Origin of the sequence: Pseudomonas sp. BJa3, assembly GCF_026343815.1 — a bacterium.
GTDB lineage: Bacteria > Pseudomonadota > Gammaproteobacteria > Pseudomonadales > Pseudomonadaceae > Aquipseudomonas > Aquipseudomonas soli.
In genome coordinates, this window is the sequence record NZ_JAOXMC010000011.1 from 139226 (window position 1) to 153123 (window position 13898).

Annotated in this window: 14 protein-coding genes and 5 tRNA genes; 12 read left to right on the forward strand and 7 right to left on the reverse strand. The window is 63.6% G+C overall.

What is annotated here, in order from left to right:
* Positions 1-7: 7 nt before the first annotated feature.
* Complete coding sequence (locus OH705_RS15775) at positions 8-496, forward strand: glutathione peroxidase (RefSeq protein WP_267302504.1); 489 nt, start codon at positions 8-10, stop codon at positions 494-496.
* Here OH705_RS15775 and OH705_RS15780 read toward each other — a convergent pair.
* On the reverse strand, positions 486-2840 hold the full coding sequence (locus OH705_RS15780; RefSeq protein ID WP_038705668.1) for a response regulator: 2355 nt from the start codon (positions 2838-2840) through the stop codon (positions 486-488). The two genes, OH705_RS15775 and OH705_RS15780, sit on opposite strands and share 11 nt — an antisense overlap.
* 103 nt (positions 2841-2943) lie before the next feature.
* On the opposite strand from OH705_RS15780, the gene OH705_RS15785 reads away from it, so the two are divergent.
* Together OH705_RS15785 and OH705_RS15790 are read left to right on the forward strand one after the other, a co-directional pair.
* Positions 2944-3831, forward strand: coding sequence for an ATP-binding protein (locus tag OH705_RS15785; RefSeq protein WP_267302505.1), 888 nt, complete (start codon positions 2944-2946; stop codon positions 3829-3831).
* Positions 3832-4314, forward strand: coding sequence for a GAF domain-containing protein (locus OH705_RS15790; protein WP_023628840.1), 483 nt, complete (start codon positions 3832-3834; stop codon positions 4312-4314).
* Positions 4315-4393: 79 nt separating this feature from the next.
* Here the strand turns inward: OH705_RS15790 and OH705_RS15795 are convergent, their stop codons facing one another.
* Complete coding sequence (locus tag OH705_RS15795) at positions 4394-5161, reverse strand: hypothetical protein (RefSeq protein WP_023628839.1); 768 nt, start codon at positions 5159-5161, stop codon at positions 4394-4396.
* Positions 5162-5594: 433 nt separating this feature from the next.
* Between OH705_RS15795 and OH705_RS15800 the strand changes: the two genes are divergently transcribed.
* The 6 genes from OH705_RS15800 to OH705_RS15825 all read left to right on the forward strand — a co-directional run bounded on the left by OH705_RS15800 (position 5595) and on the right by OH705_RS15825 (position 6625).
* A tRNA-Glu gene (locus tag OH705_RS15800) sits at positions 5595-5670 on the forward strand.
* 4 nt (positions 5671-5674) lie between these two features.
* Positions 5675-5750 (forward strand) — tRNA-Gly (locus OH705_RS15805).
* A gap of 92 nt (positions 5751-5842) precedes the next feature.
* Positions 5843-5918 (forward strand) — tRNA-Glu (locus tag OH705_RS15810).
* 5 nt (positions 5919-5923) lie between these two features.
* A tRNA-Gly gene (locus OH705_RS15815) sits at positions 5924-5999 on the forward strand.
* Positions 6000-6079: 80 nt separating this feature from the next.
* Positions 6080-6155: transfer RNA gene (locus OH705_RS15820), tRNA-Gly, on the forward strand.
* 245 nt (positions 6156-6400) lie between these two features.
* Positions 6401-6625, forward strand: coding sequence for a hypothetical protein (locus OH705_RS15825; RefSeq protein ID WP_023630022.1), 225 nt, complete (start codon positions 6401-6403; stop codon positions 6623-6625).
* 68 nt (positions 6626-6693) lie between these two features.
* On the opposite strand, the gene OH705_RS15830 is transcribed toward OH705_RS15825, so the two are convergent.
* From OH705_RS15830 to OH705_RS15845, 4 genes are all read right to left on the reverse strand, one after another.
* On the reverse strand, positions 6694-7104 hold the full coding sequence (locus OH705_RS15830; protein WP_267302506.1) for a PA2817 family protein: 411 nt from the start codon (positions 7102-7104) through the stop codon (positions 6694-6696).
* Between the two features lie 155 nt (positions 7105-7259).
* The gene (locus OH705_RS15835; RefSeq protein WP_267302507.1) at positions 7260-9707 is read right to left on the reverse strand and encodes an acyl-CoA dehydrogenase; all 2448 of its coding nucleotides are present in this window, start codon (positions 9705-9707) and stop codon (positions 7260-7262) included.
* Positions 9708-9912: 205 nt separating this feature from the next.
* Positions 9913-10152, reverse strand: a complete 240-nt coding sequence (locus OH705_RS15840; protein ID WP_267302508.1) for a DUF3077 domain-containing protein — start codon at positions 10150-10152, stop codon at positions 9913-9915.
* On the reverse strand, positions 10149-10388 hold the full coding sequence (locus OH705_RS15845) for a hypothetical protein (protein ID WP_023631456.1): 240 nt from the start codon (positions 10386-10388) through the stop codon (positions 10149-10151). The genes OH705_RS15840 and OH705_RS15845 overlap by 4 nt, the downstream gene beginning before the upstream one ends.
* A 400-nt stretch (positions 10389-10788) precedes the next feature.
* On the opposite strand from OH705_RS15845, the gene OH705_RS15850 reads away from it, so the two are divergent.
* The 3 genes from OH705_RS15850 (at position 10789) to OH705_RS15860 (ending at position 13254) form a co-directional block, all read left to right on the forward strand.
* Positions 10789-11412: a glutathione S-transferase gene (locus OH705_RS15850; protein ID WP_104444246.1), complete on the forward strand. Its 624-nt coding sequence runs from the start codon at positions 10789-10791 to the stop codon at positions 11410-11412.
* A 133-nt stretch (positions 11413-11545) separates the two neighbouring features.
* The gene (locus OH705_RS15855; RefSeq protein ID WP_104444245.1) at positions 11546-12478 is read left to right on the forward strand and encodes an ABC transporter ATP-binding protein; all 933 of its coding nucleotides are present in this window, start codon (positions 11546-11548) and stop codon (positions 12476-12478) included.
* Entirely contained in the window at positions 12475-13254 is a 780-nt protein-coding gene (locus tag OH705_RS15860) for an ABC transporter permease (protein ID WP_267302509.1), read from the forward strand. The genes OH705_RS15855 and OH705_RS15860 overlap by 4 nt, the downstream gene beginning before the upstream one ends.
* On the opposite strand, the gene OH705_RS15865 is transcribed toward OH705_RS15860, so the two are convergent.
* On the reverse strand, positions 13138-13785 hold the full coding sequence (locus OH705_RS15865) for a DUF2062 domain-containing protein (protein WP_158659543.1): 648 nt from the start codon (positions 13783-13785) through the stop codon (positions 13138-13140). The genes OH705_RS15860 and OH705_RS15865 overlap by 117 nt on opposite strands.
* Positions 13786-13898: the final 113 nt, after the last annotated feature.

The window sequence follows — 13898 nt, forward strand, 5'->3', positions numbered from 1 at the left end:
AGCGAACATGGCCGATGCGCTGCTGGACATCCCCTGCGTCACCCTCGGTGGCGAACAGAAAGTGCTGGGCGACTTCGCCGGCAAGGCGCTGCTGGTGGTCAACACCGCCAGCCAGTGCGGTTTCACCCCGCAGTACAAGGGCCTTGAGCGCCTGTGGCGGGACTACCGCGACCAGGGCCTGGTGGTGCTGGGCTTCCCCTGCAACCAGTTCGGCAAGCAAGAGCCGGGCGACGCCCGGGAGATCGCGCAGTTCTGCGAGCTCAACTTCGGCGTGAGCTTCCCGCTGTTTCGCAAGATCGAAGTCAACGGCCCCGGCGCCCACCCGCTGTTCGCCGAGCTCAAGCGCCGCGCCCCGGGCCTGCTGGGCTCGCAGAAGATCAAGTGGAACTTCACCAAGTTCCTCGTCGACCCGCGCAGCGGCAAGGTCACCCGCTTTGCCCCGACCACCAAGCCCGAGGCGCTGAAAACGGCGATAGAGCCGCTGCTCAACCGCTGACCGGCACCCAGTGCTCGATAAGCGCCAGCAGTTCCTCGCGCCGGAACGGCTTGGCCAGGTAGTCGTTCATGCCCGCGGCGCGGCAGCGTTCGCGCTCCTCGGGCATGGCGTTGGCGGTCAGTGCGACGATTGGCAGCTCTGGCCAGCGGCTGCTCTGGCGGATGCGTCGGCTGGCCTCGTAGCCGTCCATCACCGGCATGTTGCAGTCCATCAGCACCAGGTCGAAGGTATCTCGTTCAAGGCAGTCCAGAGCCTCCTGACCATGGGCTGCCACCTGCACCTGGCAGCCGAGTTTACCCAGCATGCCCTTGGCGACCAGCTGGTTCACTGGGTTGTCCTCCACCAGCAGGATGCGTGCCCTGAGCTCCCGCATTGCCGGCACTTCGTGGGGCAGCGGCGCGTTGGGTTCCCCATGCAGGGTGCGGCGCAGCGTCTGGTACAGGGCATTGCGCGCCAGGGGCCGGGCCAGCTGCTGCAAGGGTTGCAGTTGCTCGGCCTGTTCGGCAGGCAGGAAGTTGCCGTAGGCGGTCACCAGCAGGATCGGCGCCGCGATGGCCGGGCGCAGGTCGAGCACGTGTTCCAGGTCGTCGGTGATCAGCAGGTCGACCGGCAGGCCAGCCAGTGCGCTGGCGTCTTCATGGCGCGTGTAATCCAGCCCCCAACGCGGCAGCAGCCCTTGCAGCAGCTCGGCCAGGCCGCTGCCGGGGTTGCCCAGGGCCACCACGCGTCCGCTTATTGCCGCTGGCGGGATAGCCTCGGTGTGCGCCGGTAGTGGCAGGTCGGCGCTGAAACGGCTGCCGAAACCGGTCTCGGAATGAATATGCAGATGTCCCTGCATGGCCTTGCACAGGTTGCGGGTCAGGGCCAGGCCCAGCCCGGTGCCGCCGTATTGGCGGGTGATACCCGCGCCGGCCTGGGTAAACGGCTGGAAGATCCGTGCCTGGGCCTCCTCGGGGATGCCGATGCCGGTGTCGCTGACTTCCAGGCGCACGCCGCCGACGATGCTGCTCAGGCGCACATCGACACGCCCGAAGCGGGTGAACTTGAGCGCGTTGGACAACAGGTTGCTGACGATTTGCCGTACTCGCGTCGGGTCGCCCAGCACCGTGCTGGGAAAGTCCGGAGCGATCAGGCAGGTAAGTTCGACACTGGGCGCGGCATTCTGCGACAGCAGGTTGGCGGTGTCCTCGACCATCGCACCGAGGTCGAACGGGATGCGCTCGAGCTCCAGCTGGCCGGCGTCGAACTTCGACAGGTCGAGGATATCGTTGAGCAGCTCCACCAGCACCTTGCCTGAGTCGTGGGCAATCGACAGTTGCTGGCGCTGCTCGGCGGCCAGGCCGCTGTCCAGCGCCAGCGCGATCATGCCCAGCATGCCGTTGAGCGGCGTGCGGATCTCGTGACTCATGTTGGCCAGGAAGGCGGCGCGGGCCTGGGCCATGTCCAGGGCACGCTGGCGCGCTTCGTCCAGCTCCTGGTTGGACAGGCTCAGGCGGCTGTTGCTGGCCTTGAGCTCGTTGGTACGGGCCGAGACGATATCTTCCAGCTCGTTGAGGTACTGGGTCAGGCGGTTCTCGGCGGTGCGCCGCTGCTGGATCTCGGTGGCCATGCTGACGAACTGCTGGTTGGCGACCCGTACCAGCACGCCGATCTCGTCGTTCTCGTGGCCCTTGGGGCAGTCCACGCGGTTCTGCCTGGGCGTGCGCGCATCGTTGCCGCTGAGCGCGCCGATTACCGTCACCAGCGGTTTGGTCAGCATCAGGTAGAACAGCGCCAGGAGAATACCGGTGAGCACCAGGCTGCGGGCGAAGCCGTTGACCAAGGTGACCCCGGCGCGGTCGAGGAAGCGCCCGCCGAAGGCGTAGGTGTCGACGTCCAGATACAGGGTGCCGAGGTATTCCTCGGGCATATGGGCGAGGAACAGCCGGTCCTGAAACACCCGCTGCTCGCCGAACAGGAAGTCCGACAACGGCCGGTAGCGGCTTTCCATGCGCGGCCGCCGCACGTCGGCCAGCACCGTGTCGTTGTTGTCGATCAACCGCGCACGGATCAGCGCCGGGGATTTCAACAGCCCGCCGGTCAGCTCCTGGGCAAGCTCGGTGTCGATGTTGTAAGCGATGCGCGAGGCCGTGTCGTGGCTGATCTTCAGCAGCGCCTGAATTTCACGGTTGATGGACGCGTCTTCGCTGGCATAATCGATGCCGATCTGGATGAGACTGAGCAATGTTCCCAGGATGAAGCCGACCAGGACTGTCAACCGGGCTTGCTTGTATGACAGGCGATTGGTGAACTTGATATCCATGGGTCCCAAGCCGGTTACTTGCTCCGTGCGCTGCGCAAGCATAGCCGATCAGCCCTGGCTGCTGGCGGGTCTGTCTGTTCATTTCAGTTGAGCGTCGATTAAGGGCCGCTGCGCGCCCCAAAAACTGAAATCAATAGGAGTTGCCATGGACGCCCGCCTTACCGCTTTTCTCGACCGCGCCGAATCAGTCCTCGCTCGCCTCGAACCCCTGCTGCCGGCCCCGCGCCCGGACATCGACTGGACCCGCACCCTCGCCGCCCGCTGGCAGCGCGATGGCCGCAGCGGCTACCTGATGCCGCTGGAGGTCAGCCTCGATATCCGCCTGTCCGACCTGATTGGCGTCGACCAGCAGCGCGAGCAGTTGGGCCGCAACACTCATCAGTTCATCAACGGCCTGCCGGCCAACCACGCCCTGCTGTGGGGCTCGCGCGGCACTGGCAAGTCGTCGCTGGTGCGCGCGCTGTTGGCCGAGCACGCAGGCCAGGGCCTGCGCCTGATCGAGATCGAGCGCGACCACCTGGCCGACCTGCCGCGGGTGGTCGAGCAACTGCACAAGCTCAAGCAGCGTTTCATCCTGTTCTGCGACGACCTCTCGTTCGAGGCCGGGGAGGGCGACTACCGGGTACTCAAGAGCGTGCTCGACGGCTCGCTGGAGCAGGCCCCGGACAACGTGCTGCTGTACGCCACCTCCAACCGCCGCCACCTGGTGCCGGAGAAGCAGAGCGACAACGAAAACTGGAAGATGGTCGACGGCGAGCTGCACCCCAACGAAGCGGTGGAGGACAAGATCGCCCTGTCCGACCGCTTCGGCCTGTGGCTGTCGTTCTACCCGTTCAGCCAGGAGCATTTCCTCAACGTGGTCGAGCACTGGATCGGCCAGCTGGCGCGCCCGGCCGGGCTGCAGTGGCAGCGCAGCGAAGCGCTCGACATCCTCGCCGTGCGCTGGGCCACCGGCCGCGGTAACCGTAATGGCCGTTGTGCCTATCAGTTCGCCCGCTACTGGGTCGGGCTGCAATTGCTGGAGCAGAAATAAATGATCGACCTCAACGCCAGTGGCCAAGGCCTCGACGGCTACGACCTGCTGGCCGCGCAAGTGCAGGCGCTGTTCGCCGACGAGCGCGACTTCATCGCCAACGCCGCGCAGTTCTCGGCCTTTTTGTACAACCAGATGGACGACCTGAATTGGGCGGGCTTCTATATCAACCGCAACGAAGAGCTGGTGCTCGGCCCGTTCCAGGGCCAGGTAGCCTGCGTGCGCATTCCGTTCAGCCGGGGTGTATGCGGCGCCGCGGCAGCCACCCGCAGCACCCAGCGAGTGGAGGACGTGCATGCCTTCCCCGGGCATATCGCCTGCGACAGTGCCTCGAACAGCGAGCTGGTGATTCCGCTGGTCAAGGCGGGCAGGCTGATCGGCGTGCTTGACCTGGACAGCCCGAAGCTGGCGCGCTTCAGCGCGGCTGACCAGGCGGGGCTGGAGCGCCTGGTCGAGGTGTTCCTCGAGTTGACCGACTGCTGAAATGAACAAGGGGCCTGCGAAGGCCCCTTGTTCTTGTTACGGCGTGGAAACGGGCTTGCCCGCGACAGGGCCGGTACTGTCAGTCGTAGATCACCTTCTTCTTCCAGGTCTCGTCCTCATCGGTTTTGAGCCCCTGGGTCAGCGCGTTCTGGTCGTTCTCTGCCGGCTCCATCTGGTCCAGCACCTGGGCGTTGGCCCGGTTCAGCAATTTCTCCATGTAGGTCAGCTGCTCTTCATACTGCTTGGGCTCCGGCTGCTTGCGCAGGTACTGCACGCCGCGCTCGAAGGCCAGGCGTGCCTGGCCCGGCTGGTTCTGCTGCAGGGCCTGCTGGCCGAGGTTGTTGAAGAACTCGATATGCAGCAGCACCAGGATATGGCGGATCTCCTTGACCCAATACTTGCCTTCGTTGGTCGCCAGGAAGCCTTCCTGAGTGGCACGCACGATCTGGTTGTGCAGCAGTTCCAGCAAAAAGCGCACGTCCTTGGCCTTTACCTCGGTCTGGATGGGCGAGGGCGGGTTACTGACCGGTATCCTCTCGCCTTGGGCGATCAGCCCTTCCAGCTCGGCGATGCGCGCCTTGAGGTCGCCACTGTGCTTGTCCAGGGCCAGCTGGCGCTGGTTGAGGTTCAGTTCGAGGCGGGTCAGCAGCAGTTTGAGCGCGGGCGTCATGAATTGCCCGGGGAAGGTCTCGGTGATTTCGCCGCAACGGCGCAGGCGGTCGGCCAGCTCGACCTTGAGCCGTGCACGCTCGAGCTTGCCGTTCTCGACCACATTGTTCAGGTAGCCGATCACGATCAGCAGCGCGATACCTGCAACGATAAGCAGGGTGATCAGAAGTGGTGTCACCGTTAACGCCTCATGAAGAAGTTTTGCATCTATCGAGAGTGTAGTGAGTCCGCCCGAAAGCGAACAGTGCAGCCCGGCGGAACAGCCTGCGCTCCATTGAATCTGTGGCGGATTCATGGGAGCCGGCTTGCCCCGCGATCAGGCCCTCAAGCCTTGCCTATATGTATCGGCCCGTAATCCAAAACCTACAGATGCTGGCACATCGCTACGAGCTTGCCGAGCCGGCGTCAGAAAAGCAACGCCCATCCCCGGACACATCCTGCATCACTGCCCATGACGACGGGAAGTCATTGATTTAAATAAATTTCTACAAAGGGGTTGACGACCCTGCGAGGCATCCATAGAATGCGCGCCACTTGCAGCGTAAAGCACACAGCGAAACGCGGCAGGGAGTGAAAGCAAGCAGTACTTTAATAGGTAATGCGAGCAGCGTGTCCCCTTCGTCTAGTGGCCTAGGACACCGCCCTTTCACGGCGGTAACAGGGGTTCGAGTCCCCTAGGGGACGCCACATTGCGGGAATAGCTCAGTTGGTAGAGCACGACCTTGCCAAGGTCGGGGTCGCGAGTTCGAGTCTCGTTTCCCGCTCCAGTTTCTCCTGCACTGCTTCGGCAGGGCAGGAAAAGAAAATCCAGGCTGAATCGTGAGGTTCATGTCCTGGTGCGCTGAAAAGCGTCGGCTTAGTCCCCTTCGTCTAGTGGCCTAGGACACCGCCCTTTCACGGCGGTAACAGGGGTTCGAGTCCCCTAGGGGACGCCATATTTGCGGGAATAGCTCAGTTGGTAGAGCACGACCTTGCCAAGGTCGGGGTCGCGAGTTCGAGTCTCGTTTCCCGCTCCAGTTTCAATGCATCGTTCCGACGGTGCAGGTGGTGAAGGTCTTCAAGGCGCTTCACGCCACATGCGGTAAAGCTTCACCCTGCGGGAATAGCTCAGTTGGTAGAGCACGACCTTGCCAAGGTCGGGGTCGCGAGTTCGAGTCTCGTTTCCCGCTCCAAATTGAAAACGCCACTTCGTTTGAAGTGGCGTTTTTTTTTGCTCGTATGGTTGGTTTTTGGGGCGAGCTGGCTCGGCATGCCTATCAATTTTACTAGTTGGCTAATGTCGTCTGGAGGCGTACAACGGCATGATGCTACTCGTTACGAGCCCGATGTTCGTTCGGACTCGCTCCATCAGTTTACTCTGTCAGGGGGGAATGTTGGGCGCACCTGATTCCATTCTCCCTTGAACAAGGAAGGAGCAATGACCGTGACGATCGGAAAGACGGATTTGGAAGTCCAGCTGGAGATATGTAAACGGGCGGTCGATGCGTGGAGGCGTTATGAAGAAAGTAAAGGGCAGCACCCCCCTTCGCAGGTACAGCGACTTCGACTGGAAGCCGAGTTCTTATTTTCTTCGGCGCATCATTTTTTTGGGGGCAAGGCTAGTATTTCCCCTGACTTGCTAGATCGTGATTTGTCAGAGTGAGTTCACTTGCCCTGCTATGGCGATTGGGGTTCCCGGCCCAGATCAGGCCGGGATGCATCTATACCAGATCAGTGAATATCACCCTGAGCAGGTTTGGCTAGCAGTTGCTTTTCTTGATGCCAATCAAACGCTTCACCGCTGTGCTCTGCTTCGTACCGGCGCTCTTCTAGCGTCTGGTAAAGCTCCAGCTCTTCATCCGGCATGAAGTGCAGGCAATCGCCACCAAAGAACCACAACAAATCACGCGGCACCAGGTGGGCGATCTGCGGATAGCGCTGGATCACCTGGCAGATCAGGTCCTGGCCCAGGTACTGGCTTTGCAGCGGGTCCTGCGGCAGCAGGGTGAGCAGTTCGTCGAAGCGCTCGAGGAACAGGGCGTGGCTTTCCTCCGGAACCTGTTCGGCTTCACCCAGCGCGGCCAGGATGGTGCGCAGGTGGTGGAGCAGTTGCAGGTGGTATTCCAGGTGGGGGTTGGCCATGGCGGCGCTCCTCGGTGGTTGAAACGGGGGGCGGAGTATACGCCGGTTGGGCGAGGGAGGCACCCGGCGTTGATCGTCAGGGCACTTGTGTTGCTGGTACCGGCCTTATCGCCGGCAAGCCGGCGAAAGGGCCGCACAGCGGCCCCGTCGTCCTATCAGCGAATCTTGCCTGTCACAGGCTCCAGTTGCGCCTTGTCGAACGCATCCACATCGATCACCACCCGGCGTGCCTGCTCGGCTTGATTCAGGCGCTGGCCTTCCTCTCCCTGCAGCACACCTGCTTCGATGGCGGCGTCGATCACCGATTGCCCGGCTGCCGCCTGCACCTTGCCTTCCTTGACCGCCTGATGCAGCGCCTTGTGCAGCGGGGCCACATCGTCCAGCAGGTCGCAGGCCGTCTGTAGCGCGGCCACCGGGTCGCCTTCGGCTTGAGGCCTGAAGCAGCCCTCCAGCACTGCTTCGAGCGCCGGGTCGCCTTTGCGCCGGCCGATCAAGGCGGCCACCTCGGCATCCAGCTCATCGCTCGGACCGCTATGCCTGCGGCCAAATGGGAACACCAGCACGCGCAGGGCGCAGCCGATGAAGCGGTTGGGGAAGTTGTCGAGCAGCGCGGCGAGCGCCTTTTCCGCCTGGCCCAGGTTTTCCTCCATTGCCCAGCGCAACAACGGGCGCAGGTGCTCGGGCGAGCCCAGGTCGTGGTAGCGCTTGAGCGCGGCGCTGGACAGGTACAGGTAGCTGAGTACATCGCCCAGTCGGGCGCTCAGGCGCTCGCGGCGCTTGAGCGCACCGCCAAGCAGCATCATCGACAGGTCGGCCAGCAAAGCGAAGGCCGCCGCCTGGCGGTTGAGGGCGCGGAAATAGCCCTGGCTCAGGGCATCGCCCGGGACCTTCTCGAAATGCCCCAGGCCCAGACCCAGCACCAGGGTGCTGGCGGCGTTGCCGGCGGCGAACAGGATGTGCTGCATCAGCAGGTCGTCGAACTCTTTGAGCGCCTGGTCATGGTCCTCGCGCCCCGCCAGGGCCATTTCCCTGAGCACGAACGGGTGGCAGCGGATGGCGCCCTGGCCAAAGATCATCAGGTTGCGCGAGAGAATGTTGGCGCCCTCGACGGTGATGAAGATCGGCGCGCCTTGCCAGTTGCGGCCCAGGTAGTTGTTCGGGCCCATGATGATGCCCTTGCCGCCGTGCACGTCCATGGCGTGCTGGATGCATTCGCGGCCGCGCTCTGTGAGGTGGTACTTGAGGATTGCCGACAACACCGAGGGTTTTTCGCCCAGGTCCACGGCCTGGGCGGTGAGCAGGCGGGCGCTGTCCATCAGCCAGGCGTTGCCACCGATGCGCGCCAGCGACTCCTGGATGCCCTCGAAGGCGGCCAGCGGCACGTTGAACTGTTCGCGCACGCGGGCGTACTGGCCGGTGACCAGGCTGGTGTACTTGGCCGCGCCGGTGCCGACCGCGGGCAGGGAGATGGAGCGGCCCACCGACAGGCAGTTCATCAGCATCATCCAGCCCTTGCCGAGCATTTCCTGGCCGCCGATGAGGCAGTCCAGCGGCACGAACACATCCTTGCCGCTGTTGGGCCCGTTCATGAACGCCGCGCCCAGGGGCAGGTGGCGCTGGCCGATCTCCACGCCCGGCAGGTCGGTGGGGATCAGCGCCAGGCTGATGCCCAGCTCGGCCTGCTCACCCAGCAGGTGCTCGGGGTCGTAGGCCTTGAAAGCCAGGCCCAGCAGGGTGGCTACCGGGCCAAGGGTGATGTAGCGCTTCTCCCAGTTCAGGCGCAGGCCGATGACTTCCTCGCCTTGCCACTGGCCTTTGCAGATGACGCCGGTATCGGGCATGGCGCCGGCGTCGGAGCCGGCCAGGGGGCCTGTGAGGGCGAAGCAGGGGATGTCGTCGCCGCGGGCCAGGCGCGGCAGGTAGTGGTTGCGTTGCGCCTCGGTGCCGTAGTGCAGCAGCAGCTCGGCCGGGCCCAGGGAGTTGGGCACCATCACCGTGGAGGCCAGGTCGCCGCTGCGGGTGGCCAGTTTCATCGCCACCTGCGAGTGGGCATAGGCCGAGAAGCCTTTGCCGCCGTATTCCTTGGGGATGATCAGGGCGAAGAAGCCGTGCTGCTTGATGAAGTCCCAGGCCTGCGGCGGCAGGTCGAGGTCCTGGCCGATCTGCCAGTCGCTGACCATGGCGCACAGTTGCTCAGTGGGGCCGTCGATGAAGGCCTGTTCTTCCTCGCTGAGCTTGGGCGCGGGGTAGTCGAGCAGGGTGTCCCAGTCGGGGCGGCCGCTGAACAGGTGGCCGTCCCACCACACGGTGCCGGCATCGATGGCTTCGCGCTCGGTGGGCGACATCGGCGGCAGGACGCGCTGGAACCAGCTGAACATCGGTGCGGTGAACAGTTTACGGCGCAGCTCCGGCAGGGCGAAGAAGGCCGCCTTGACGGCGATCACCACCCAGATCAGCGCCAGCAGCCAGCCTGGCGCGGTGCTGAAGATGCCCATCAGCAGGGTATAGGCGGCGATGGCCGCGAGGATCTGCAGGGGCGCCAGGCGCCGGTGCAGGAGATACGCGGCGCCAAGCACCAGGACCAGCAACCACAACAGCAACATGATTCTTCCTCCTTGGAAGCGAGCGTTAGGCCAACCCAAAGAGCTTAGACGCGCTGGGGTGGATGGCCTGCCTAGGAAATGACAGGGCGGGGCGCTGGGAGTTCGGTGGGGAATGTCATGCAGTCATCGCGGGGCAAGCCCGCTCCCACGCCAGATATGCAATGTGGGCGTGGGCGCGGGCCTGCCCCGCGATGCGGTCATCAGATTATCTGGCGCGATTCAACCCCAGTTCCATGTCGTCGATCAGCGCCTTGGCCATGGCGCTGAGGATGCGCGCCGAGCTGCCGGCCAGCAGGTCGCCCTCCATTTCCGCTTCGCAGGTCAGGTGGCGAATGCAGCCGAGCAGCACCGACAGCTCGCTGAAGGCATCCTCGAAGGCAACGCCCGGCTCGATCTTGAACAGGTCCAGGCAGGTGGTGCGGCCTGCGGTATGGCCGCGGCTCATGGCTGCACCTGTGGCTTGTGCTCGAGCAGGGCGCAGGCGAGCTGGCCGAGGTAGTCGCTGGCGGTGAACAGGCGGTCCTGGGTTTCGCCGGGCTTGGTCTTGAAGTAGATATCGAGGACGTCGGAAATGGCGGTGGCCACTTCGACGGCGGCGGACATGGCTTCTTCGCGGGTGAGGGTGGGGCGGATGCTGATGAAGGGGGCGAGGCGGGGTGGGTCTGGGACGATTTTTTTCATGGTAGAGAGTCCTATGCGGTCAATGAAACCGCCATTCAGGTCCTTTCTCACGAGGTCAGGGTGGCGGCCGTGTACGAGGTGAGAAAACCGGGACATAGGACAAACCCGGTCAGACCGAAGTCTGCCCGCACACGGCCACCATGACGAAGCCGCTGGTTGTCATATGTAGTCGGGTTTCTCACGCCCGGTCACCAAATGTGGCGACCCGGTGAAGTTATCCCTGGGGTATTTCCCCGACAACGCGGCGGCTTCCGGCAAGCGCGTAGGATAGTTCCCAAGCTTTGCTGGCTGAAGCATTTTGTTTCAGGTTCGGAAATATCTGACAGAACGCGGGGGCCGCTGGCACCGCTCACCGCTTGGAGTAGACTGTCCCACCTCCCGCATTCATAAGGACGTTGCCATGCTGAAGATCTGGGGCCGCAAGAATTCGAGCAATGTGCGCAAGGCGTTGTGGATCGCCCACGAGCTGGGCCTGGACTTTGAGTCCATCGATGCCGGCGGCGCCTTCGGCGTGGTCAACGAACCGCACTACCGGGCCCTGAACCCCAACGGCCTGGTGCCCATGCTCGAAGACGGCGATCTGGTGCTGTGGGAGTCCAACACCATCGTGCGCTACCTGTGCGCCGAGTACGGTGCAGAGCAGGGCTGGTACCTGGACGACCCGCGCCGGCGCGCCCTGGCGGACAAGTGGATGGACTGGACCACCTCGTCCTTCGCCGGCCCGTTCCGCCCGCTGTTCTGGGGCCTGCTGCGCACCCCCGAGGACCAGCGCGACTGGGTGGCGATCAACGCCGCGCACAAGCAGTGCGCCCAGTTGCTGGCCATCGCCGACGAGACCCTGGCCAAGCAGCCGTACCTTTCCGGCGAGCAGATCGGCATGGGCGACATCCCCCTGGGCAGCTTCATCTACGCCTGGTTCGAAATGCCGATTGAACGCCCGGCCATGTATCACCTCGAAGCCTGGTACGAGCGCCTCAAGCAACGCCCGGCCTACCAGGCGGCGGTGATGACCGCCCTGACGTGACGCCACTTCGATAATCACTATCGATACATGTGACTGTACTTGTGCGGCCGGGCCTTGCACCATGGCCGCACTCACTGCGCCAGTGTCTTTGCCTGGCGTGTCCCGAACCTTTTTCATCGGTACCTGACCCGCCATGAGTTCCGCCCTGTCCATTCGACAGCTGACCAAGACCTACGGCAACGGCTTCCAGGCCCTCAAGGGCATCGACCTGGATGTTGCCGAAGGCGACTTCTTCGCCTTGCTCGGCCCCAACGGCGCCGGCAAGTCCACCACCATCGGCATTCTCTCGACCCTGGTGAACAAGACCAGCGGCACGGTCAACGTGTTCGGCAACGACCTGGACCGCTCGCCCGCGGCGCTCAAGCGCTGCCTGGGCGTGGTGCCCCAGGAGTTCAACTTCAACCAGTTCGAGAAGACCTTCGATATCGTCGTTACCCAGGCCGGCTACTACGGCATCCCGCCCAAGGTGGCCAAGGAGCGGGCCGAGCAGTACCTCACGCAGCTGGGCCTGTGGGACAAGCGCGACGTGCCTTCGCGCTCGCTGTCCGGCGGCATGAAGCGCCGGCTGATGATCGCCCGGGCGCTGATCCACGAGCCACGCCTGCTGATCCTCGACGAACCGACTGCGGGGGTGGACATCGAGCTGCGCCGTTCGATGTGGAGCTTCCTCACCGAGCTCAACCAGAAAGGCATCACCATCATCCTCACCACCCACTACCTCGAAGAGGCCGAGCAACTGTGCCGCAACATCGGCATCATCGACCACGGCACCATCGTCGAGAACACCAGCATGCGCCAGCTGCTGGGCAAGCTGCATGTCGAGACCTTCGTCCTTGACCTGCGCCACGACCTGCCCGCCGCGCCCGAGCTGCAGGGCTACCCGTGCCGGCTGATCACCCCGCACACGCTGGAGGTGCAGGTGGACAAGGACATTGGCATCACCGCGCTGTTCGGCCAGCTGGCGCTGCAGAACATCGAGGTGCAGAGCCTGCGCAACAAGACCAACCGACTCGAGGAGCTGTTCGTGTCCCTGGTGGAAAAGAACCTGTCGAAGGTGGCCGTATGAGTGTGGAACTGCGCACCAACTGGGTCGCCCTGAACACCATCGTCTACCGCGAAGTGCGGCGCTTCCTGCGTATCTGGCCGCAGACCCTGCTGCCGCCGGCGATCACCATGGTCCTGTACTTCGTGATCTTCGGTAACCTGATCGGCCGGCAGATCGACGACATGGGTGGCTTCACCTACATGGAGTACATCGTGCCTGGGCTGATCATGATGTCGGTGATCACCAACTCTTACGGCAACGTGGTATCGAGCTTCTTCGGCAGCAAGTTCCAGCGCTCCATCGAGGAGCTGATGGTGTCGCCGGTGTCGCCGCACACCATCCTGGTCGGCTATGTGTTGGGTGGCGTGTTGCGCGGCTTGGCGGTGGGGGTGATCGTGACCTTCCTGTCGCTGTTCTTTACCCATTTGCAGGTGCATCACCTAGGGGTGACCGTCGTCGTAGTGTTGCTGACCGCGACCATCTTCTCGCTGCTGGGCTTCGTCAACGCGGTGTTCGCCCGCAACTTCGACGATATCTCGATCATCCCGACCTTCGTGCTGACACCGCTGACCTACCTGGGCGGGGTGTTCTACTCGATCAACCTGCTGCCGCCGTTCTGGCAGACCGTATCGCTGGCAAACCCGGTGCTGCACATGGTCAATTCGTTCCGCTACGGCATCCTAGGGGTGTCGGATATCAGTATTGGCACGGCGATCAGCTTCATGCTGGTGGCCACCGCGGTGCTCTACGTGCTGTGCGTGCGCCTGTTGGTCAGCGGCCGCGGCATGCGCGCCTGAGCCCTGGTTGGGGTTGGCAGCGCAGCGACACTGGCGCCTGCGCCACTGCCGGCCCACCCACCAGCGCCAGTAGCCCATGGTGGTGAAGTAGGCGAGCACGCCCAGCACCACCCCGCACACCACCGAGCCGAGCAGGAACGGTTGCCAGATCGTCGCCAGCTGCTCGGTGACCCAGTCGACGGTGATCGACTCGGGCAGCGTGCGTGGCGGCACCTGCAGCAGCCAGGCACCGGTCATGTAGGTGACGAAGAACACCGGCGGCATGGTCAGCGGGTTGGTCAGCCACACCAGGCTCACCGCGATCGGCAGGTTGCCGCGCACGGGAATGGCCAGCGCGGCGGCCAGCAGCATTTGCATGGGGATGGGAATGAGCGCGGCGAACAGGCCGACGCCCATGGCCCGCGCCACCGAATGGCGATTCAGGTGCCAGAGGTTGGGGTCGTGTAGCAGCTTGCCGAAGAAGCGTAAGGATTTATGTTCGCGGATGCTGGTCGGGTCCGGCATGTAGCGTTTGAACAGACGGCGCGGCATGTGGGCTCCCGGCAGGGTTGAAGGGCGTCAGTATGCCCTGATTGAAACGCAGCCTCGTTCAGAGTTTGTGACAATTGATTAGCAGGTTTTCCCCGCCAATCGGCTAAGCCTCA